This is a genomic window from Amycolatopsis umgeniensis (genome assembly GCF_014205155.1).
Taxonomy (GTDB): domain Bacteria; phylum Actinomycetota; class Actinomycetes; order Mycobacteriales; family Pseudonocardiaceae; genus Amycolatopsis; species Amycolatopsis umgeniensis.
Window position 1 is genome coordinate 8,015,822 of the sequence record NZ_JACHMX010000001.1, and the last position, 20,026, is coordinate 8,035,847.

Below are 20,026 nucleotides of genomic sequence, written 5' to 3' on the forward strand. Positions count from 1 at the left end.
TCGTTGGCCGGGCTTGCCGCGCTGAGGGGATCTGCCCCGGGGCTGGAGGCGTGGCCGTTTTGCGGCGACGGCTCAGAACGGTGATGGCTCTTCGCTGTGGCGCTGTGGCGCTGTGGCGCTGTGGCGCTGTGGCGCTGTGGCGCTGTGGCGCTGTGGCGACGGCGACGGCTGCTGGCGGTGGCGGCTGCTGGTGGCGCGGGTGGCAATGGCCGTTTTCGGCAACGAGTTCGGTTGGCAGCGGCTCGTCGGGAAGGCCCACCGCCACGAGGAGATCTCCCGACGCGCGGGAACCATAGCCGTTTCCCGGCAACGGCTCAGAAAGGCGGCGGTTCGTCGACCGGGGGTGTTTTCGGGCGAGGTTCGTGCAACGGCGGCGGTGTGCTGTCGTAGGTCTGTCCGGTCGGGGTGGTGATGGTGAGGGCGCCGTCGGACGTGAGCCGGTAGATCCAGCCGGGTTCATCTTTGAGCCGGTGGTCACGGCGGCACAGGTCGATCAGATCGTCAGTGTCGGTGTGACCCCCGAACTGCCACGGCACCGAGTGGTCGATATCGCAGGCTTGGGCGGGCCGATGACAGCCCGGTCTTCGGCATTCGCGGTCCCGGACCCGGACGAACTCGCTTTGCCCGGCTGTCGGCCGGTACCGGTCTCGGCCCAGATCCAGTACCTGTCCCGACAGCGGGTCGGTGATGATTCGCCGCAGCACCGTGTCCGACCCGGCCGCGATCTCCCGCGCCAACGACGACGGGATGTGACCGTGCCCGGCCAGCTCAGCCGGATCGTCGTTCGAACCGAGATAGGTGAACAGGTCCATGTAGAGGAACACCTCGGCGCGTTCGGTCTTCCCGCCCTGCCCGCCCAGCAGGAGATCAAGGGCGACGTCGGCGCGCAGCTGATCCAAGGTGCGGGTCTCCCCGCCGGTTTTCAGCGCCCTCGCTTCACGATCGATCCGGACATGGGCGGCGGTGACCTTCTCGACGGGGCCGTCCTCGACCTCGATCGACGCCACCCCGGCCTCGCCCTGCCGCACAGTGAGACGACGCCCTTCGCGATGGTGCTCGGTACGCTTGTCGGCGCCCTCGGGATCCACCGTGTTCGCCGCATGGCTCGCCGCCTTCCGGATCTGCTCGGAATTCTTGTCCGCCAACCGGTCTTCCAGCAACGCATCGGCGGCCAGCGCGTTCTCGTCCGACAGCCACGCGGTCGCCGCGGCGACCTTCATCGCCCCGAAGCCACTGACCTTCCCTTGGTCCATCAACCCCAGCGTGTGAGGCAGGCGGGAGGTCAACGCTTCAGCCGTGGCGACCATCGCGCCCGCGTGGTTGTCCACAAGGGACAGTGCAAAAGCGACCTCCTGTGTGACGCTTCGCGCGCCCTCGCGATGCCGCGACAACTGGGCGATGGCCCGGAACCGTACCGCCTCCAATCGTGCGATATCAGCCGATACCGCCTGCGCCAGGGCAACGCAGTCCTTGTCGTCCAGCGTGCGAGGGTCGGGGATTTCCTTGAGGAGAGCCACAAAGGCTTCAGAAGTGTCCACCCGGCGAACATACAACCGGCCACCGACAGTTTCGGATCTCGCGGGCGCCATGCCGGTCGCCGATTTCCGGCGACGCACAGTGAAACCTCAGTAGAAGCGCCGCAGCTCGGGCCACAACGAAGACCACTGCCGAGAAGGCCCGGTACACAAGGAAATCTTCACTCCCTGCTCCTCGTTCTCCACCCCGAGACCGTTGTCGTGCACCGCCATCTCGCGACAACCGGCGAACCACTCCGGACGATGAGGACCCACCACGACGACAGGACCGTAGGAACTGTTCGGAGGCGGTCCCCAGTCCGCAAAGGACATATGCCCCGAGTACACGGCGGGAAGGCCGTAGTACTCCAAAGCGCCGGCCTGACCGTAATTCCGCGTGAAGATCACCGCGATCGAGCGTTGCGTCTCGGGGATTTCCGACCAGACCCGAGTGACCGTCGAAGTCAGCTCGGGCCAGCCCGCCTGCTCGCCTTGCTCCTTGTTCACCGCGAGTACCGGCCCCAGCGCGGAGACCGGCAGCAGGGGCAGCCCGACCAGGAGTGACACGGCCGCGCCCACGACAGCCGGCACGATGGCCATGGCACGGCGCCAGGTCCGGTCGAGCCAGCGCAGGCAGGGTTCCGCGCCGGCGGCCGCGAGCAGCAGCAGGAACGGGGCCGAGTAGTACGGTTTTCCGCCCAGTAGCAACAAAAGTACGCACAACACCGGATAGGCCACGGCAACCGAGCGGGCCCAGCGTAGCTCGGGATCACGCCAGAGCCGGAGCGCGCCGGCGACCCACACCGGCACGACGACGGGCGAGAGATAGAGCAGTTGCATCGGCACGAACAGGATCCGGTTCTCCGCGCCGTCGTCCACGCTGATCCCGTGAGCCACGCTCAGCATCGGGAGGTCGTGGGCCATCTGCCAGACCAGCCCGGGTGAGGCCAGCGCCAGCGCGAGCAGGAGCCCGACGGGGAGCCAGCCGCTGAAGAGCACCGTCCGCGGGCCGACGGCGAGAACCGCCAACCCGATCGAGGCGACCATCAGCACGACGAGCCACTTGTTCTCCATCCCGATCCCGATGACGGCGCCGGTCGCGAGCCACCATCGTCCGTCGCCGGTGCGGAGCAGGCGCAGGATCACCAGGCCCAGCGCGCTCCAGACCAGTACGTCGACGGTGGTCGTCGACAGCATGTGCCCGTTCACCACGACGAACGCCGCCAGCGCGGTGATCGCGGCGGTGAGGACCTGTGGGCCGCGTCCTCCGCCGAACTCGCGGGCCACCAGTGCCAGCAGGACCACGGTCGCGGCCGCGCACAACGTGGCGGCCACGCGCATACCGGAGGGTGTGGCGCCGAAGAGGTCGGTGGAGAGCCTCGCGAGCAAGGGCGTCAGCGGCGGCTGATCGGTATAGCCCCACGCGAGCCGCTTGCCGGCGGCGAGGAAGTACAACTCGTCCCGGTGGAAGCCGTAGCGTCCTGACACCAGGGTCAGCACCAAGACCTGCGCGGCGACGACCAGACCGACCGGACCCCAAGCGAATCGCTTCACGGCGCCTCCCCAGACGGGGCAACCTTACTGCGTCGGCGGAGCCAGTTCGACCCTGTTGCGGCCACCTTGCTTCGCGCGGTAGAGCGCGCTGTCGGTGGCGACGAGGAGGTCGTCGACGCTGGTGATGTTGGCTGCCGGGTACAGCGCGCCGCCGATCGACACGGTCAGGTCGGTCAGCACCGTGTCGCGATCGGGCAGCGCGACCGCGACCACCGCCACCTGGTGCCGGATGCGTTCGGCCACCTGGCGGAGGGTCTCCTCGCTGTGGACGTCCGGGATGACGATCGCGAACTCCTCGCCGCCCCACCGCCCGCAGACGTCCTGCTCGCGGATCTCGGCGCGCAGCGCGTCTCCGACGGCGCGCAGGACGAGGTCGCCGTTGGGGTGGCCGTAGGTGTCGTTGATCGTCTTGAAGTTGTCGAGGTCGAGGAACAGCACGCCGAGTTTGCGGCCCGCGCGTGTCCGGCCCAGATGCTCTTCGGCCAGTTGGCGCCAGCGGCGTTTCGTGACGAGCCCGGTGGTGGCGTCGGTGTGGGCGTCGCGCCGGTACTGCGTCAGCAGCAGCCCTCGGTGCAGCGCCACCAGCGCGATGACGACCCCGACCAGCACCAGCGGGTTGGCCTGGACGAGGACGACGGCCGTCACCAGGCCGAGGCCGAGCGCGCCCGCCTCGAGGATCTGGTCGCCGAAGCCGGAGAACAGTTCGCCGATCGACTTCGGCGGCGACGAGAGCGCGATCGCGATCATCACCAGCACGGTGTTGATCGCCCAGCGCAGGGCCGCGGCCACGATGATGACGGCGAGGTCGCCCAGCCCGGCGAGCAACCCCGAGTCGGGCGAGCCGGGGTAGTGGCGCATGCCGAGGCTGAGGACGACGACGGCGGCTTGCGTGCCGCAGAGCACCGTCGCGGCGGAAAAGATCCACCGATGGGGGAGAACCGGCCGTTGGTGTGGCCAGATCCGCAGCCATGCGATGGTGTAGGTCACCACGACCATCGCGGCGGCGAGCACCGGCGGCAGCGCGATGACGGCGGCGACGCTCCAGACCGCCTTGGTGTCGACGTAGGCGACCGACGGGGCCCTGTCGTACTCCCGTTGGCGTTCGATCTGCCGGGTGCCCTCGATCGCGATGGCCGCGCACAGCGTCAGCACGCCGAACCGCACCAGGTCGGTGCCGGTGACCGGGACCAACCGGGCCGTGGCGGCGGTCGAGAGGACTGCGATGAGATTCACGACCAGGACGTAGGAACGCACAGGTCGCGGCAGGCTCCACAGGTGCCAGGCCCCGAGCCGTCGCCGCACGCCGCCTAGTCGTCCGTCCACGCACCCTCTTCCGTCGGTGATCTACACCGTAATCGAACCGGGACGGCGACGACCGCGTTGTCTCCGACGATGAGAGGCACGGCCGCTAAATCCCCCGGACAGCCCAACCGAAACGAGGGAGGTGCACCGATGCAGGACAACAACTGGTGAGTTTTTTGCCGGATAGATCGCCATTTCGAGGGAGGTGAACAGCATGCGTGACAACAACTGGACGAGCCGCCGCGACAACAACTGGACGTGATGAGCCGATCGCTTCAAGAACCGTGTTCACCGACGGATGTCGTCCCGCCGACCGGATCCCCGTGGCGGGACGACACCGCCCGTGACCAGCCCGCCCCGGCGACGCAGGCGACCACCACGCCCGCGACAGCCGCGACGGTGATCACGGTCGTCGGCGCGACGATCTGCGCCAGCAGCCCGGCGGCCGCGATCCCCACCGCCTGTGCCGTCCGCAACGCCGCGATCGCGACCCCGATCACCTGACCGCGATGGTCCGGCGGCGCGGCGAGGCTGTACTGCGTCTGGGTGATCATGTCGTGCGCGGAGAACGCGCCCGAGATCGTCCACAGCACGACGATCGTGACCAGGCCCGGCGCCCAGCCGGTCGGGATCAGCACCAGGCTGCTCGCCACCGCGAGCCCGCCCAGCACCCGGACCTGCCGTTCCCGCGGGATCCGGCTCAGCAGGATCCCGCCGAGCACCGAGCCGACCGGGTTCGCGGCCAGCAGCCACGGCAGCGCGCCCGCGCCGCCCAGTTCGGCGGCGACAGGGACGGCGAGGCCCTCGGGCACCACATAGAAACCGCAGCAGCAGGCGATGAGCAGCAGCCACCGCAGCTTGCGGTCGCGGGCGACGAGACGGCAGCCCTCGATCAGCGACGGACGCTTGTGCCGGCGCGGCGCCGAGGGCGGGTACCGCGAAAGTCCGAAGCGGAGCATGACCGCCGACAGCGCGAACGTCCCCGCGTCGATCAGCAGCGCGCCGGGCACGCCGAGGCCGGTGACGACGGCGGCGCCCGCGCCGAAACCCACCACGAGCCCGGCTTGGTACGTGGACGAGATGACGGCCTGACCGACGACCAGCCTGTCGGGATCGAGCAGATCCGGCAGCATCGCCTGGCGTGCCGCGTAGAACGGCCCGGCCATGAGCTGCACGAGGAACAACAGCGCGGCCGCGGCGGGCAGCGGCAGCCCGGGCACGGCCATGAGCGCGATCAAGACCGCGCGGCCGACGTCGGTCACCACCATCACGGTGCGTCGCGAGAACCGGTCCGCGACGCCACCGAGCGCACCACCGAGGAGATCGGGCACGAAGGTCAGCGCGTACGCCGCCGAAGCCCATCCCGCCGACGACGTCCGGTCGAACACCAGCACCGTGAGCGCGACCCTGGCCAGCTGGTCACCCGCGACCGAGAGCAGATGCGCGAGCCAGATCCGGCGGAACTCGGCGACAGCGAACACGCTGCGGAACGACGCCGCTCGGGCTGGCATGCGCTTCAGGCTGTCGTGAAGCGGCCACTTTGCGCAACCCCCGAAGAAGTTCGAAAATATCCGCTGCCTTGTCGAACCGCGGGGTATCCGTTCGACGTGTCAGTAAGAGACGGAACGGAGAATCCGATGTCGCATTCACTGGGGCCGCTGGCGAACAACCTGGCCGCCTACGCCATCTACTCGACCGCGCAGACCGAGATGCGCCACGCCTACAAACTGATCGAAGTGGGCGACTACCTCGGCGCCGCAGCGGAGATCGATTCCGCCGCGCACGCCGCCGAAGTGCTCGCCCGCGCCACCTCCGATCTGGACGCGGAACGCTCCGAACGATGGCTCAGAGTCGTCGCCGCTCGAAGGCGGTTCGCCGAACAGGCCCGGGTGCGGGCTTCGGACCTCACGGTGCCGCTCGCCGCCTGACCCAGAACCGGATACCCCGCCGCATCAACGGAAAGCACGTCGATAGGTGACCGGGCTGACGCCGGTCGTCCGCTTGAACCGGTCGCGGAACGAGGTGGGCGAACCGAAACCGACCTCGGCGCTGATCCGTTCGACGGCGTCCTGGGTGGTCTCCAGCAGATGCTGCGCCTGCCGGACGCGCGCCCGGTGCAGCCACTGCAACGGTGTCGTCCCGGTCTGTTCGCGGAAATGCCGGATCAGCGTGCGCGTGCTCATCCCGGCGCGAGCGGCGATGTCGGTGAGGCTGAGATCGCGCGCCAGGTTTTCCTGTATCCACAGCAAAGTGGGTTCCAGCGCCGTGCCGCGGGGAGCCGGGGGATGCCGCGGCGCGATGAACTGCGCTTGGCCGCCCTCCCGTTCCAGCGCCATCACCGAGAGGCGGGCCGCGTCGGCCGCGATCGCGGAGCCGTGATCGCGGCGGATCAGGTGCAGGCACAGATCCAGTCCCGCGGCGGCGCCCGCCGACGTCAGGATCCGCCCGTTGTCGACGTAGAGCACGTCCGGGTCGACCTTCACCGCCGGATACAGCTCGGCGAGCAGGCCGGCGGCGACCCAGTGGGTGGTGGCACGGAGGCCGTCGAGCAGGCCCGCGGCGGCGAGGACGAACGTGCCGGAGCAGATGGAGGCGATCCGCGTGCCCCTCGCGGCGGCCGAGGTGAGCGCGTCGCGGACGGCTTCCGGCAACGGCCGGGCCGGTTCGGCGGTGCCGGGCACGATGATCGTGTCGGCCTCGCGCAGTGCCTCGAGCCCCCACGGCGCGCGCAGGGTGAAGTGCCCGGCGTCGACGTCCGGATGTTCGGCGCAGACGAGCAGCCGGTACCCCGCGCCGCCGTCCGCCGTCCGTGTCCTGGTGAAGACCTCGATGGGTGTCGACAGGTCGAACGGGATCACCTGGTCCAACGCGAGCACGGCGACGGTGTGCATGGCCGCAACCTACCCGCCGATGGCGAGATCCCGTTGGAAGGCGTCGTTCACGCCACTGGGAGCGGACGCGGTGCGGTTCTAGCGTCGAGCCATGGTGATCATCGCGCCGATCCTCGTCGGCCTCGTCTATGTCGTCCTGATGTCGCTGATCCACGAGCCGCATCGGCGCCGCTTCAACGCGATCATGGTGGCGGGCGCCGGAGCCGCGTATGCGAGCGGAGGCGGACTCGGGATCTGGGAGTTGGTCTTCACCGCGGTGATGGCGTACGTGGCTTACCGCGGCCTCGAGTCCTGGACGTTCATCGGCATCGGCTGGCTGCTGCACACCGCTTGGGACGTCGTGCACCATCTCAAGGGTGCGCCGATCATCCCGTTCTTGGACGATTCCTCGTTCGGCTGCGCGATCTGCGATCCGGTGATCGCGATCTGGTGTTTCGCGGGCGGGCCTGTCGTTTTCCGCCGGGCGCGTTCGTCGGTCGGGTGAAACGACCGGACGAAGGGAGCAAGAAATGACGGTGATCGTGGCGGGGAAGGTGTACGTCGATCCGGAGGAGCGGGACCGGTACGTCGAAGGCCACCAGGTGATCGTGGAGAAGGCGCGGGCGCATCCCGGGTGTCTCGACGTGGTGATCTCGGCCGACACGCTCGAAGGCGGCCGGGTGAACATCTTCGAGTACTGGGAGTCGGAGGAGGTGCTGAACGCGTGGCGTGCGGTCTCGCCCGCGCCGACGTATTCCGCCGAGATCCAGGGCGGGGAGGTCTTCAAACACCAGGTTTCCCGCTCCGGGCCGCCGTTCGACTGAGCCGGGGCGCTTGGCCGTTGGGCCGATTGATGTGAACATATGTTCTATGACGACCGAGGGTCCCATCTTGCACGCCGACCTGGACTCGTTCTACGCGTCGGTCGAGCAGCGTGACGACCCGAGCCTGCGCGGGCGGCCGGTCATCGTCGGCGGCGGTGTCGTCTTGGCGGCCAGTTACGAGGCCAAGGCGTACGGCGTCCGCACGGCGATGGGCGGCGGCCAGGCGCGGCGGCTGTGCCCGGACGCGATCGTGGTCCCGCCTCGGATGCGCGCGTACTCGGCGGCGAGCAAGGCGGTCTTCGAGGTCTTCGACAACACGACGCCGCTGGTGGAGGGCATCTCGATCGACGAGGCCTTCCTCGATGTCGGCGGGCTGCTGAAGATCGCGGGCACGCCGAGCCGGATCGCCGCGAAACTGCGGAAGGACGTCCTGGAGCAGGTCGGCCTGCCGATCACCGTCGGCGTGGCCAGGACCAAGTTCCTCGCGAAGGTGGCCAGCGGCGTCGCGAAACCCGATGGTCTCCTGGTCGTGCCGCACGACAAGGAACTGGAATTCCTGCATCCGCTGCCTGTCGAGCGGCTGTGGGGCGTGGGCAAGGTGACGGCGCAGAAGCTCCGCGAGCGCGGCGTGACGACGGTCGGGCAGATGGAGGGGTTCGGGGAGAAGGAACTCGTCCGGATGCTCGGCCGGGGCGTCGGCACCCACCTGCACGCCCTGTCCCACAACGACGACCCGCGGCGGGTGCGGACAGGCCGCCGACGCCGGTCGATCGGGGCGCAGCGCGCGCTCGGGAGCAGGCCGCGCTCGCCCGCCGAACTCGACTCGACGCTGCTGACACTGGCCGATCGCCTCGCCCGGCGACTGCGCTCGGCGCACCGGGTGTGCCGGACGGTCGTCCTGCGGATGCGGTTCGGCGACTTCACCAGGGCGACGCGTTCGCACACCCTGCTGGAGGCGACCGAACAGACCGGCGCGATAGTCGCGGCGGCACGCGGCCTGCTCGCGACGGCGAGACCGCTGATCGACGAACGCGGGCTCACCCTGATCGGCCTCGCGCTCACGAACCTGTCGAAGGACGACGCGATCCAGCTGGCGTTGCCGTTCGACGCGAAGCCGAGGGACGCGCTCGATTCGACCCTCGACACCGTCCGGGACCGCTTCGGTTCGAAGTCCATCACGCGGGCGGTGCACCTCGGGCAGGTCGAGGAACCGTGGGTGCCACTGCTGCCGGACTGACCCAGTCCGGTCGCTAGGGTGTCCCGGTGGCGGATTCAGCGGTCGAGATCTACACCGATGGCGCGTGCAGCGGGAATCCCGGCCCCGGCGGCTGGGGAGCGGTGCTGCGGTACGGCGACGTCGAGAAGGAGATCTACGGCGGGGACGCCGGGCCGACCACGAACAACCGGATGGAGCTGATGGCGCCCATCGAGGCGCTCGAAAGCCTCAAACGCCGGGTCACGGTGAACCTCTACACCGACAGCACGTACGTCCGGAACGGCATCACCAGCTGGGTGCGGAACTGGAAGAACAACGGCTGGATGACCTCGGCCAAGACACCGGTCAAGAACGCCGACCTGTGGCGCCGCCTCGACGAAGCCGCCTCACGGCACGACGTCGAATGGCATTGGGTCAAGGGCCACGCCGGGCATCCGGAGAACGAGCGAGCGGACCGGCTCGCCGTCAAAGGCGTGGAAGAGGTCATGGGACGACCCGTGGTCCAGCCCGGCGAACGGTCCGCTCGGCGTCGTTAGCAGCTGACGCTGACCTTCGCGCTCTTGGAGAACGACACGTGGACGTGGTCCATGTGGTTGGCGGTCGCGCCGCCGCGGTCCTCCATGGTGTCCCAGCCGCTGCCGTCGTTGTAGCGCTGGCGCCAGATGACGTACGTGACGCCGAAGTCCTTCTGGTTGGCCAGGATGTAGTCGGCGATCGCGTTGCCGGTTGCGGTGTCCACCATGAAGTCCAGCGCGAGGCCGGAGGGGTGGTCACTGGCGTTCGCGCGGCCGGCGACGCCGCCGACGGTCTTGACGCCGAACTTCGCCTTGACGTGGTTGCCGACCTGGGCGACGTGCGGCTTGGTGCCGGCGAGGCTGGTCGAACACGACGCCGTCGCGGCGGGCACGGTCTTCTTGACCGGTGCGGGGGCCTTCGTCGACGTCGTCGGCTTCGGGGGAGCCGCGGTGGTCGACGGGGGCGGGGTCGTCGAGCTGGAGGGCGGGGTGCTGCTGGTCGACGGCGGGGGAGTCACGCTGGAGACCGGGGGAGCCTGCAGCGCGAGCGCGGCACTGGCCGCTTCGACGTCGGGGGAACCCGCGGTGGTCAGCCACATCGACGCCGGGAGCGCCGTGGCGACCGCTGCCGCGATACCCGCGGGGAGCTTCCACTTCGGAGCGTTGGTCTTGCGATGTCTGCCGGCCATTTCTCTGATCACTCACCAATTCGGGGACGGGAGCTCGCGTCGGGGGCCGCGAGCTCCGGGCAACATTACGAAATGGACACGGCAATGTCACGCCCGAGTGTGCTCGCCCACAGTTACCTTGATCGTTGAACCAAAAGGGGCTCACGTCCGTACAGACACAAGAAGTGCTTTTATATGAGCACTGTGAGTGACGAGTTCAGTCCGCTTTGCAGGATTGGAAGAGCACGTTCTCACCCGGCGAGATCACGTTCACCGCCGGGGAGTGTGGGGTCCGGCTGTTGGCCGTCGAGGCCGTGATCACGGTGCAGACCAGCTGATTGATGGCCTGATCGGACAATATGCGCACGGAGAACGGCAGCGCGAGGCTCGCCGGGTCGCCAGGATAGACCTTGACCCGGCCCAGTTCCGGCGGGACGAATGTGGTGATCCCCTGGGCGGCTTCCCGTTCCGTCGGCCCCTTCAACAGCAGCGTGATCGCGCCTTCCGGGGAGATGTAGCCCTCGCTGGGCCTGGTCACCGGAATGACCCGGCCCTCGGAGACGAAGTACAAGGTCAGCCCGTTGACGAGCGCCGGCCCCGAGGTGGCGCGGATCGACGGTCCCGGTCCGGCCGGGACGACGCCGGTCGGCTGGACACCGCAGGCCGTCGCCAGCGTCAGGGCCATGAGGGCGGGAAGAAGCCACGTCTTCCTCATCGCGGACCTCCCTCGGCCAGATGCGGCAGGCGCAGGACGAACCGGGCGCCGTGCCCGGTGTTGGCGGCCGTGATGTCGCCGCCGTGCAGACGGGCGTTCTCCAGGGCGATCGCCAGGCCCAGCCCACTGCCTTCGGAGCGGGCGCGCGCGGTGTCGGCCTTGGTGAACCGGTCGAACACATGCGGCAGGACCTCGGGGTCGATCCCCGGCCCGTGATCGTCGACTTCGAGTGTGACGCCTTCCTCGTCGGCGCGCAGACGGGCCTCGACCGGGGCCGCGCCGTGCCGGAACGCGTTGCCGACGAGATTGGCGACGATCAGGTCGAGCCGCCGCCGGTCGACCCGGGCGAGAACGCCCTCCGGCAGGTCGACGACCAGGTCTTCGCCATCGCGCCAGCCGCGGGCGTCGAGGCTGTCCCGGATCGCCGTCGCGAGATCCCATTCGTCGAGGACGAGTTCGGCGCGGCCCGCGTCGAACCGGGAGATCTCGACCAGGTCCCGGACGAGCCGGGTCAGCCTGCGGGTCTCACCCGAGACCAGCCGCGCCGCGACCGCGGTGTCGGGCGGCAGTGCTTCGGCGTCCTCGTCCAGGACGTCGGTGACCGCGTTCATCGCCGCCAGCGGCGTGCGGAGCTCGTGCGAGACGTCCGCCACGAACCGGCGTGCGTCGGCTTCCATGGCCCTCAGCTCACCGACGGTGCGCTCCAGTTCGGCGGCGGTGTTGTTGAAGGTCGTGACCAGTTCGGCTAGTTCGTCGGACCCCTTGGCGGGCAGCCGGACGTCGAGCCTGCCCTCGCCGAGCTGGGCGGCGGCGGTGTTGAGCGCCCGGACCGGCCGCAGCACCTGCCGCGCGGCGAGCAGGGCCAGCGCGGCGGCGAGCGGCAGTGCGAGCGCCGCGGTCTGCCAGGCTTTTTTCGCGAGTTCCTCGATGGCTTGCTGCTGCTGGACGAGCGAGGTGAGCGAGTACACCTCGACGCCGCTGGCCCTCATCGACCCGTCCGGCTGCCGCGTCAGTACCGGCATGCCGACCAGGAGCTCGGGTTTGGCGTCGCGGTCCAGCCGCTGGAACTGGATCCGGGTGTCGCCCGCGACGGTCTTCCGCAGTTCGGGTGTGAACGTGGTCAGATCCGGGCCGTTGACCGAGCGCTGGTCCCGGTAGACGGCGACGGCGGTCAACCGCAGGCTGCCCGCGAAGTCGTTGAGCTGCTCCTGAGTCGGCGGGGTGGACAGAGGGCGGCTGTAGGCGCTGACCCGGTCTTTCAGCTGGTTCATCGCCGCGTCCTGGACCGCTTCGAGGATCGTGTTGCGGGCCGAAACGTAGCTGGCCCCCGCCGCGGCCGCCGCCCCGATGATCGTCATCGCCGCGAAGGCCAGGATGAGCCGGGGACGCAGCCCGGAGAGCAGCCTCATGAACGGCCGAACCGGTACCCGAAGCCGCGGACGGTCTGGACGTGGTCGGGTTTCGCGGGCACGTCTTCGATCTTCGCGCGCAAGCGCTGGATGCAGGCGTCGACCAGCCGGGAGTCGCCGAGGTAGTCGTGATCCCAGACGGCGGAGAGGATCTGCTGGCGGCTGTAGACCTGCCCCGGCGTGCGCGAAAGCTCCAGCAGCAGTTTCAGCTCTGTCGGCGTGAGCGAGACCGGCTCGCCGTTCTTCGTGACCACCAGCCCGGCCCTGTCGATGACCAGACGGCCGTGCCGTTCCTCGGCCGGGTCCTCCTCGCTCGCGGGCTTCTCGCTCACCGCGCGCCGCAGCACCGCCCGGATCCGGGCGTCGAGCACCCGGGGTTCGATCGGTTTGGTCACGTAGTCGTCGGCTCCCGCCTCCAGGCCGGCCACGATGTCGAAGTCGTCGCTGCGGGCGGTGAGCATGATGATCGGCACCTCACCCGCCGAGCGGATCCGGCGGCAGGTCTCGAAGCCGTCGATCCCGGGCAGCATCAGGTCCAGTACGACGATGTCGGGCTGGTAGACCCGCAGTTTCTCCAGTCCGAGCTCACCGCTCTCGGCGGTGTGGACGGTGTGCGCCTGACGGCGCAGCGCGAGTTCCAGACCCTCCCGGACGGACGCGTCGTCTTCGATCAAAAGGACACTTGCCACGCCGCCATTATTCGGATGTCGCCGCTTGTGTGCGACTCGGCTCGATCTTGTAGCAGAACCATGACATTGTCCGGACCTCACGGCGAAACGGCGTGGGGACAGTGGGACACATGGCCGTACTCACCCACGAAGCGAAGCCGACCCCCGCCCACCGTCCGCTGCCGGGACGGCATGCCGAGACCAGGCTCACCCTGTCCAGGGCCGTGTTCCAGCTCGCCACCGGACTGGGACTGGCCGCCGCGTTCATCGTGACCTACGTGCTCTTCGTGCACACGTCGGCGGGCCAGCTCGCGGAGAACGGCGTCGTCCGCAGCGCGCAATCCGGTCAGTGGTCCACAATGGACTGGGCCGGGCCGCTGCGGAACCAGGACATGGTGCTCGTGATCGGCACCGCCGCCATCGTGCTGATCGGACTGGCGCTCCTGCGGCGCAAACCGGGCCTGCTCGTCCCCGCCCTGAGCGTCCTCGCGCTCCCGCTCATCGCCGCGCAGCTGCTCAAGCTGTACGTCCTCGAACGCCCCGACCTGCCCGACGCCGGCTACGGACCAGGACACAACAGTCTCCCGAGCGGACACGTCAGCGCCGCCATGGCGATCCTGATGGCCCTCGCTTTCGTTCTGCCCCAACGATTCCGTCCGGTGATCATCGGGATCGGCGCCGTCGCCGTCGCCTGGGTCGCGTCGTCGACCATCGCGCTGGGCTGGCACCGGCTGAGCGACACGGCGGGCGCCTGCCTGCTGGGAGCGTCGTTCGCCTGTCTTCTCGCCGCCTGGCTGACCACCCGGCGCCGGGACCTGCGCCGTACACCCGCCGTCCTGGTGGCACTGGCCACGGTACTGCCGACCGGGATCGTGCTGATCGGGTTCGCGGTCCTGAACACGGCGACCGAAGGCGCCGCCCAGTTCGTCGCCGCGCTGGTGCTGGCCGCGCTGGCCGCGGTCGGGATCGTGTTGGTCGCGCTGTGGCCGCTGCGCGGATCCGCGTTCGAACGGCGGACCGGCGTGGAGACCCGCGTGGTCGACGACCTGCTCGAGACCCGCCTCGTGACCCGCCGCTGACGGGGGTCCAGTGCGGCGGGCTGAAGGGGCCCTTCAGCCCAGTGGGTCGTGAGTGGTCAGGTCACTCCCGGCGCGAGTCCCCGGCCCGGCTCAACGGTGACGTCGGAGCCCGCGGCGAAGGGGGATCCGCGGCCAGGGTGGGCGCCATCATCACCCGGTTCCGTCCGCTCCGCTTCGCTTGGTACATGGCCGAGTCCGCCGCGCGGAAGAGCTCCCCGTAGTCCGTCGAGTGCTCGGGCGAGAGCCCGACGCCGATCGACACGGTGCAGCCGTGGATCGGTCCCACCGCGCGGGGTTCGTTGGTGGCGTGGCCGCTGGCGAGTTCCGTCAGACCGGTGATCGCGGTCTTCGCGACGGCCTCCCGGATCCGCTCGGCGATCCGCATCGCCTCCTCGCGGGTGGTGTCCGGCAGCAGTACCGAGAACTCCTCGCCACCCCACCGCCCGACGACGTCGCCCGACCGCGTGTTCTGCCGCAGGACTGCGCTGACGCAGCCGAGCACGATGTCGCCGCCGGAATGCCCGTACTTGTCGTTCCACTGCTTGAAGTGGTCGAGGTCCAGCATCAGGAACGCCGTCGGCCGACGGTCGGTCTGGTCTTCGAGCAGGCGCAGGGCCGCCGGGGCGTGGAAGGAGTCCTCGGTCAGCAGGCCGGTCTTCCGGTCGCGCTGGCTGCGCGCGATCGTGTCCGCCAGGGCCTGCGAGAGCCGGGTCGAGCGCAGCGCGACGCCGATCATCACCAGTGGCACCAGCGCGATGTTGACGGCGCCGAGGATCGTGGTGCACGCGGCGAGCTGCAGCGCGTAGACGAAGTCCGCGTTGTCGGCCCAGCTGCCGATCAGCTTCTGCCGTCGCCAGCCGCCCCATGCCAGCCCGCGCGCGATACTGATCAGGAGCGACTGCGACACGAAGTACCAGAGCGCGGCGCCCACCAGCGCGACGGCGGCCACCACGATGTCGCCCGCCCGCTGGGGGAGCAGGCCCGATTCGAGCCAGGTGTGCAGTGACGTCAGTTCGGTGATCGTGTGCACGCCGAGGATGGACGCGGCGTGCGCGGCGGTGGTGAAGAGGAACGTCGTCATCGCCTTGTGCGCGATGGAGTAGCGCTGCACGCGCACCATCAGCAACAGCGCGAGCGAGTAGGTGGGCGGCAGCAGGACGGCCGCGCTGCCCAGCCAGACGGCGGTCTGGTCGATGTGCTCGCCGCGCCGGTCGTCGGCTCGGCGTTGTTCTTCCGGATGCTGTGTCTGGACGAGGTACCAGATGGTGCAGCCCGCGATCACGCCGAAACGGACGAGGTCCGTGGTCGTGGCGGAGGCCTTGAAGCCGCTGTAGAGCGCCCAAGCCGCGACGGCGATCTCGGTGCCGAGCATCCAGAAGACCGCCGCGGGCGGCAGCCGCCACAGTTCCCAGCCCGCCGGATGCCGCAGGGTGTTCCAGGCGCGACCACGCAACCGCCAGACGCGGGCGGCGGCGAGGCCTACTGTGTCGGCGAAACCCCGGAGCGAACCGGGCGGCCGCTCCGAGACCACGTCACGGTCGTGCTTGCCGAACTCGCTGACGGGGGCCACCTCCATCCGTTACGCACCGCACCCGCTTCGATCTTGCTGGGTAACCGCAAGGGGGTGACAGGGGGACCGCGTTGACGATCGCGTGAGACAGGCCAATGCCTGCGTTCGCCCGACGCGATACCGCCACCAGCTGGCAGGGTGGCTCGTATGCCTGACGCCGCATACGATGCCGACGCGGTCCCTGTGATGTTCGGCCCGGACTTCGACAGGGATCCCTCGCCCGCTTACGAATGGCTTCGGGTGAACGCCCCGGCGTTCCGGCTTCCGCTGCCCGGCGACACCTGGACCTGGCTGCTGACCCGGCACGCGGACGTCGTTTCCGCGATGGCCGACCCGCGGCTGTCCAAATGCCCGTCCGTGGCCGCGGACCACTGGCGCAAGGCCAACCTCGGCCTGCCAGCCGACCATCGGCCGACGCTCATCAGGCATATGAACAACGTCGAGGGCGACGAACACGCGCGGCTGCGCAAGGCTTGCGCCGGCGCGTTCGGCCCCCGGCGGCTGCAGCACATGCGCGACCGCACGTATCAGCTGGCGAACGAACTGCTCGACCCGATCCTCGACCGCGGCGAGGGCGACCTCGTCGAGGATTTCGCCTACCCGCTGGGAATCCGCTCGATCTGCGAGCTGATCGGCATCCCGGACACGCTCCTGGACGAGGTCCGTCCGCCCGCGCTGGTGGTCGCCGCCGGTGACGTCACCGACATGGCGTCGATGCTCGAGGCGACAGACGATCTGGACAGGCTCCTCGCCGGCGTGGTCGCCGCGAAACGGGTCGAACCCGGGGCGGATCTGATCAGCGACCTGCTCGCGCAGGAGGCCGCCGGGAAGCTCACCGGAGAAGAGGTCGCGGCGACGGCGTTCCTGTCGCTGATCGCCGGGCACGAGACGACGATCAGTCTCATCGCGTCCACCGCGCTGACCCTCATCACGCATCCGGAGGAGGCCGCCCGCGCCCGCGCCGACGGCTCGCATCTGACGCTCGTCATCGAGGAGGTCCTGCGCCGCGACACCCCGCTGCAGAACACCAGCTGGCGTTTCGTCACCGAGCCGATGGAGCTCGCCGGGCAGCTGATGGAGGCGGGTGACCCGATCCTGTTGTCCTTGCTGGCGGCCAATCGCGACCCCGAAGTCCACCCCGAACCGCTCGCTTTCCGCCCCGGTGAGCGACCGGTGCGGCACGTGGCCTTCGGCGTCGGCCCGCATATCTGCATCGGCGCCGCGCTCGCGCGGATGCAGGCGTCCGCGGCCTTGGAGACGTTGGTCGACCGCGCGCCGTCGATGACGCTGACCGTGCCGGAAGACAGGCTCGTGTGGTGGCCGAGCGCGATCACCCGCGGCCTGCACAACCTCCCGGTGAAGCTCTAGACCGGTGGCTGAAGGGAACCATGCCCGCATCGCATGACGGGAAAGCGTCCTTCACCGCGTCGCATGCGGTGAAGGTTCCCTTCAGCTCTCTCTAGACCGTGCCTTCGAGCCTGCCCCGCAGCACGCTCGCCTTCCGGTCGTCGAGATCCATGACGAGCTGGAGCGCGTCGCGCCACACTGTCATGGCCTCCTCGCGGTGACCCAGCTCGGCCAGTGCGCAACCTCGTTCGTCGAGCGCGTCGGCCTGGCCCCAGACGTCGCCGCAGTTCCGGTACGCGGTCAGTGCCTGCTCGCAGTACTCGAGCGCGTGCTCCGGATCGCCGAACCGGCGGCAGGTCCGCGCGAGCGGCACCAGCGCGAAACCCATGCCGTGCTGGTCGGCGTCCTTCGCGTAGGCATCGAAGGCGCGAAGGCCGTGTTCGAGGGCCAGATCGCGTTCGCCGAGGTCGCGGTAGGCGCGGCCGAGGTGGACCCGCGCGGTCGCTTCGCCGAGCTGATAGCCGATCCGCGTGTTCACCTCCACACTCTGTTCCGCGAGCCGCACGGCTTCGGCGTATTCCTCGCGCTCGTGCGCGATGTTGCCGAGTCCGACCAGCGCCCAGCCCAGGCTCGGGTTCTCGCCGATCTCTTCGGAGATCTCGACGGCCTGTCCGAACAGCTCGTGCGCGCGGTCGAGGTCGCCGCGACGCCGGTGCGCCTCGGCGAGGTTGATCGCCGACCACGCCAGCCCGCCGAGGTCGCCGCCCGCCTTCGCGGACTCGATCGCCACGTCATGGCTGGAGATCCACGTCTGCCACGGCCTGCCGAGCAGGTGGTAGTCGAACAGTTCCACCGGCAGCCGCCAGCCGATCTCGTACAGCCCGTGATCCAGCGCCATCCGCGCGACACCGGTGATGCTCGGCATCTCCGACGCGCACCAGATGTAGGCCTCGTCGAAGGTGTCGAACCGGATCGGCTCGACGCCTTCGGGCGCCGGACCGAGGTCGATGTGGTGGTCGCGGGCGGGCGTCAGCGTCCAGCTCGCCGCGTTGGCCGCGTAGAGGTACCAGTGGGTCAGCCGGGAAACCGCCGCCTGCCGTTCGTCCCGCCATTGTTCGGTGGCGGCTTCTTCGGCGGCGTAGACGCGGAGCAGGTCGTGGAACCGGTAGTACCGGGCGCCGACCTGCTGGACGAGGTACGCCTGCACGAGTTTGTCGACGAGCCGTCGCGCGTCGTGTTCGGGCAGCCCGGAGAGCGCGGCCGCCGCGCCCGAGGTGAATCGCGGGCCGGGGTGGAGGCCGAGCAGCCGGAACATGCGGGCGGTGTCGGCGTCGAGCGCACGGTAGGACCAGCTGAAGGCGGCCCGGACCCCGACGGCGTCGTCGTCGACGGCGAGCAGTTCCAGCCGCCGCCCTTCGGCGACGAGTTCGCCGGCGAGGTCGCCGACACTCTGATGGGGATGCGTGGCGACTCGCTCGGCCGCGATGTTCACCGCCAGCGGCAGCGCCGCGCACAGCTGGACGAGCCTGCAGACGCCTTCGGGATCGCCCGCCGCGCGTTCGTCGCCGATGAGATCCGCCATGAGCCGCGTCGCTTCGAGATCTTCCAGTGGTTCCAAGGAAACCTGGACCGCGCCACTGCCGACGACCAGTCCGGAGAGCCGTCGCCTGCTGGTGATCAGCACGGTGGTGTCCGGGGTGCCGGGCAGTACCGGCCGCACCTGATGCGAGTCGAGGGCGTTGTCCAGTACGACGAGTGTGCGCTGACCGCGCAGCAGGCCGCGCAGGAGCGCGAGTCGCATGTGCTCCTCGGCGGGAACGCGGTCGGGGCGGACACCCACGCACCGGAGGAGGTCGTCGAGGATGTCGGCGGGTTGCGCGGGGGAGCCCGCCGCGTAGCCGCGCAGATCCGACCAAAGAACGCTGTCGAACTCCTCCTGCCGCCGGTTCGCCCATTTCAGCACCAGCGCCGTCTTCCCGACTCCGGGCGGCCCGGCCACGAAGACCACGTTGGCCGGTCCGCCGAGCACTTTCTCGTCGAGCAGGGCGAACTGTTCTTCCCTGCCGACGAAATGGCCCGGTGGCGCGGGAAGATGGACATACGGTTCCGCGCGGGCGGCTTCGGCGAGGACGATCAGCGTCCCGCCCGCCTCCAGCGCGCGATCGCAGGCTTCGGCGAATTCCGCACTCGGTGGGGTGAGGCCGCGTTCGGCCCGGCTGATGAGACTTTTGTCGACATAGGCGAGTTTCTGGAGTTCGCGCAGCGCCAGTCCTTTGGCCTGCCGCCGTTGCCGCAGTGCGCGCCCGAACGCCAGCGCGGCCGCCGAAACCGGCCTCGGTTCCGTGCGTGCTTTCCCGGTTTCCCCGGATCTGGCCGAGCCGGAATTCTCGGTCACCAGAAGCACCTTTCTCCCTGCTCCGCGGCAGATCGTGCCACAACGGCGCGACGGCGGGCAGGGCCATCTGCCGATTCGCCGCTGGGCGGAATGGCTCCGCGTGCGACAACCTTCCCATTACATGGGTCACAACACGGCCACCGGGTGTGCGGACGTGCGAAGACAGCCCCCAAACTGTGCGAGAACGCGCCCGTTCCCCACCGGTGCGCCAGTCGAAAGGGAGGTGGATCATGCGCGACCGCGAAATGTGAGCAGGCCCTGTTCCGCCTTGCGAACAACCGGGCGAGTGCTGATCTCCTCGGAAGCGGCCGTGGCCGTCCTTCCCGGCGGCCACGACCGTCACCTTTCGGAACATGTAGGACCGCTTAACGTCGGTGTAG

At 69.4% G+C, this 20,026-nt stretch carries 18 protein-coding genes; 7 read left to right on the forward strand and 11 right to left on the reverse strand.

The features are described from left to right. Nucleotides 1–314 precede the first annotated feature (314 nt). From HDA45_RS36990 to HDA45_RS37005, 4 genes are all read right to left on the reverse strand, one after another. The gene (locus HDA45_RS36990) at nucleotides 315–1,538 is read right to left on the reverse strand and encodes an HNH endonuclease signature motif containing protein (protein ID WP_343072229.1); all 1,224 of its coding nucleotides are present in this window, start codon (nucleotides 1,536–1,538) and stop codon (nucleotides 315–317) included. Nucleotides 1,539–1,625: 87 nt separating this feature from the next. Beyond that, nucleotides 1,626–3,068, reverse strand: coding sequence for a glycosyltransferase family 39 protein (locus tag HDA45_RS36995; RefSeq protein ID WP_184903354.1), 1,443 nt, complete (start codon nucleotides 3,066–3,068; stop codon nucleotides 1,626–1,628). A 24-nt stretch (nucleotides 3,069–3,092) separates the two neighbouring features. Next, a complete protein-coding gene (locus HDA45_RS37000) occupies nucleotides 3,093–4,322 on the reverse strand; it encodes a diguanylate cyclase (protein ID WP_184906428.1) in 1,230 nt (409 codons plus the stop codon). Between the two features lie 323 nt (nucleotides 4,323–4,645). Beyond that, complete coding sequence (locus HDA45_RS37005; protein WP_184903356.1) at nucleotides 4,646–5,881, reverse strand: MFS transporter; 1,236 nt, start codon at nucleotides 5,879–5,881, stop codon at nucleotides 4,646–4,648. Between the two features lie 126 nt (nucleotides 5,882–6,007). On the opposite strand from HDA45_RS37005, the gene HDA45_RS37010 reads away from it, so the two are divergent. After that, nucleotides 6,008–6,298 (forward strand): hypothetical protein, encoded by a 291-nt coding sequence (locus HDA45_RS37010; RefSeq protein WP_184903358.1) that lies wholly within the window; start codon nucleotides 6,008–6,010, stop codon nucleotides 6,296–6,298. Nucleotides 6,299–6,322: 24 nt separating this feature from the next. Here HDA45_RS37010 and HDA45_RS37015 read toward each other — a convergent pair whose 3' ends face one another. Then, nucleotides 6,323–7,261 carry a GlxA family transcriptional regulator gene (locus tag HDA45_RS37015; RefSeq protein WP_184903360.1) on the reverse strand — a complete coding sequence of 313 codons (939 nt, stop codon included), beginning with the start codon at nucleotides 7,259–7,261 and terminating at the stop codon, nucleotides 6,323–6,325. Between the two features lie 91 nt (nucleotides 7,262–7,352). Between HDA45_RS37015 and HDA45_RS37020 the strand changes: the two genes are divergently transcribed. Genes HDA45_RS37020 through rnhA form a run of 4 tightly spaced genes read left to right on the forward strand, consistent with a single transcriptional unit; the run spans nucleotide 7,353 to nucleotide 9,816 of the window. Then, complete coding sequence (locus HDA45_RS37020; protein WP_184903362.1) at nucleotides 7,353–7,745, forward strand: DUF6010 family protein; 393 nt, start codon at nucleotides 7,353–7,355, stop codon at nucleotides 7,743–7,745. A 25-nt stretch (nucleotides 7,746–7,770) separates the two neighbouring features. After that, nucleotides 7,771–8,064, forward strand: a complete 294-nt coding sequence (locus HDA45_RS37025) for a putative quinol monooxygenase (RefSeq protein ID WP_184903364.1) — start codon at nucleotides 7,771–7,773, stop codon at nucleotides 8,062–8,064. Nucleotides 8,065–8,110: 46 nt separating this feature from the next. Beyond that, complete coding sequence (gene dinB, locus HDA45_RS37030; RefSeq protein WP_184903366.1) at nucleotides 8,111–9,301, forward strand: DNA polymerase IV; 1,191 nt, start codon at nucleotides 8,111–8,113, stop codon at nucleotides 9,299–9,301. Nucleotides 9,302–9,327: 26 nt separating this feature from the next. Continuing rightward, a complete protein-coding gene (gene rnhA / locus HDA45_RS37035) occupies nucleotides 9,328–9,816 on the forward strand; it encodes a ribonuclease HI (RefSeq protein WP_184903369.1) in 489 nt (162 codons plus the stop codon). Here the strand turns inward: rnhA and HDA45_RS37040 are convergent. From HDA45_RS37040 to HDA45_RS37055, 4 genes are all read right to left on the reverse strand, one after another. Further along, nucleotides 9,813–10,484, reverse strand: a complete 672-nt coding sequence (locus tag HDA45_RS37040) for a VldE C-terminal domain-containing protein (RefSeq protein WP_184903371.1) — start codon at nucleotides 10,482–10,484, stop codon at nucleotides 9,813–9,815. The two genes, rnhA and HDA45_RS37040, sit on opposite strands and share 4 nt — an antisense overlap. A 196-nt stretch (nucleotides 10,485–10,680) precedes the next feature. After that, nucleotides 10,681–11,178, reverse strand: a complete 498-nt coding sequence (locus HDA45_RS37045; protein ID WP_184903373.1) for a hypothetical protein — start codon at nucleotides 11,176–11,178, stop codon at nucleotides 10,681–10,683. Further along, nucleotides 11,175–12,587, reverse strand: coding sequence for a sensor histidine kinase (locus HDA45_RS37050; RefSeq protein ID WP_184903375.1), 1,413 nt, complete (start codon nucleotides 12,585–12,587; stop codon nucleotides 11,175–11,177). Before HDA45_RS37050 ends, HDA45_RS37045 begins: the two co-directional genes overlap by 4 nt. Beyond that, nucleotides 12,584–13,276: a response regulator gene (locus HDA45_RS37055; protein WP_184903377.1), complete on the reverse strand. Its 693-nt coding sequence runs from the start codon at nucleotides 13,274–13,276 to the stop codon at nucleotides 12,584–12,586. Before HDA45_RS37055 ends, HDA45_RS37050 begins: the two co-directional genes overlap by 4 nt. Before the next feature lie 110 nt (nucleotides 13,277–13,386). On the opposite strand from HDA45_RS37055, the gene HDA45_RS37060 reads away from it, so the two are divergent. Continuing rightward, the gene (locus HDA45_RS37060; protein WP_184903379.1) at nucleotides 13,387–14,334 is read left to right on the forward strand and encodes a phosphatase PAP2 family protein; all 948 of its coding nucleotides are present in this window, start codon (nucleotides 13,387–13,389) and stop codon (nucleotides 14,332–14,334) included. A gap of 61 nt (nucleotides 14,335–14,395) precedes the next feature. Here HDA45_RS37060 and HDA45_RS37065 read toward each other — a convergent pair whose 3' ends face one another. Beyond that, nucleotides 14,396–15,910 (reverse strand): GGDEF domain-containing protein, encoded by a 1,515-nt coding sequence (locus HDA45_RS37065; RefSeq protein WP_184903381.1) that lies wholly within the window; start codon nucleotides 15,908–15,910, stop codon nucleotides 14,396–14,398. 141 nt (nucleotides 15,911–16,051) lie between these two features. Here HDA45_RS37065 and HDA45_RS37070 point away from each other — a divergent pair, with 141 nt between their 5' ends. Further along, the gene (locus HDA45_RS37070; RefSeq protein ID WP_184903382.1) at nucleotides 16,052–17,272 is read left to right on the forward strand and encodes a cytochrome P450; all 1,221 of its coding nucleotides are present in this window, start codon (nucleotides 16,052–16,054) and stop codon (nucleotides 17,270–17,272) included. A gap of 91 nt (nucleotides 17,273–17,363) precedes the next feature. Here the strand turns inward: HDA45_RS37070 and HDA45_RS37075 are convergent, their stop codons facing one another. Beyond that, the gene (locus HDA45_RS37075; RefSeq protein WP_343072231.1) at nucleotides 17,364–19,646 is read right to left on the reverse strand and encodes an ATP-binding protein; all 2,283 of its coding nucleotides are present in this window, start codon (nucleotides 19,644–19,646) and stop codon (nucleotides 17,364–17,366) included. Nucleotides 19,647–20,026 lie beyond the last annotated feature (380 nt).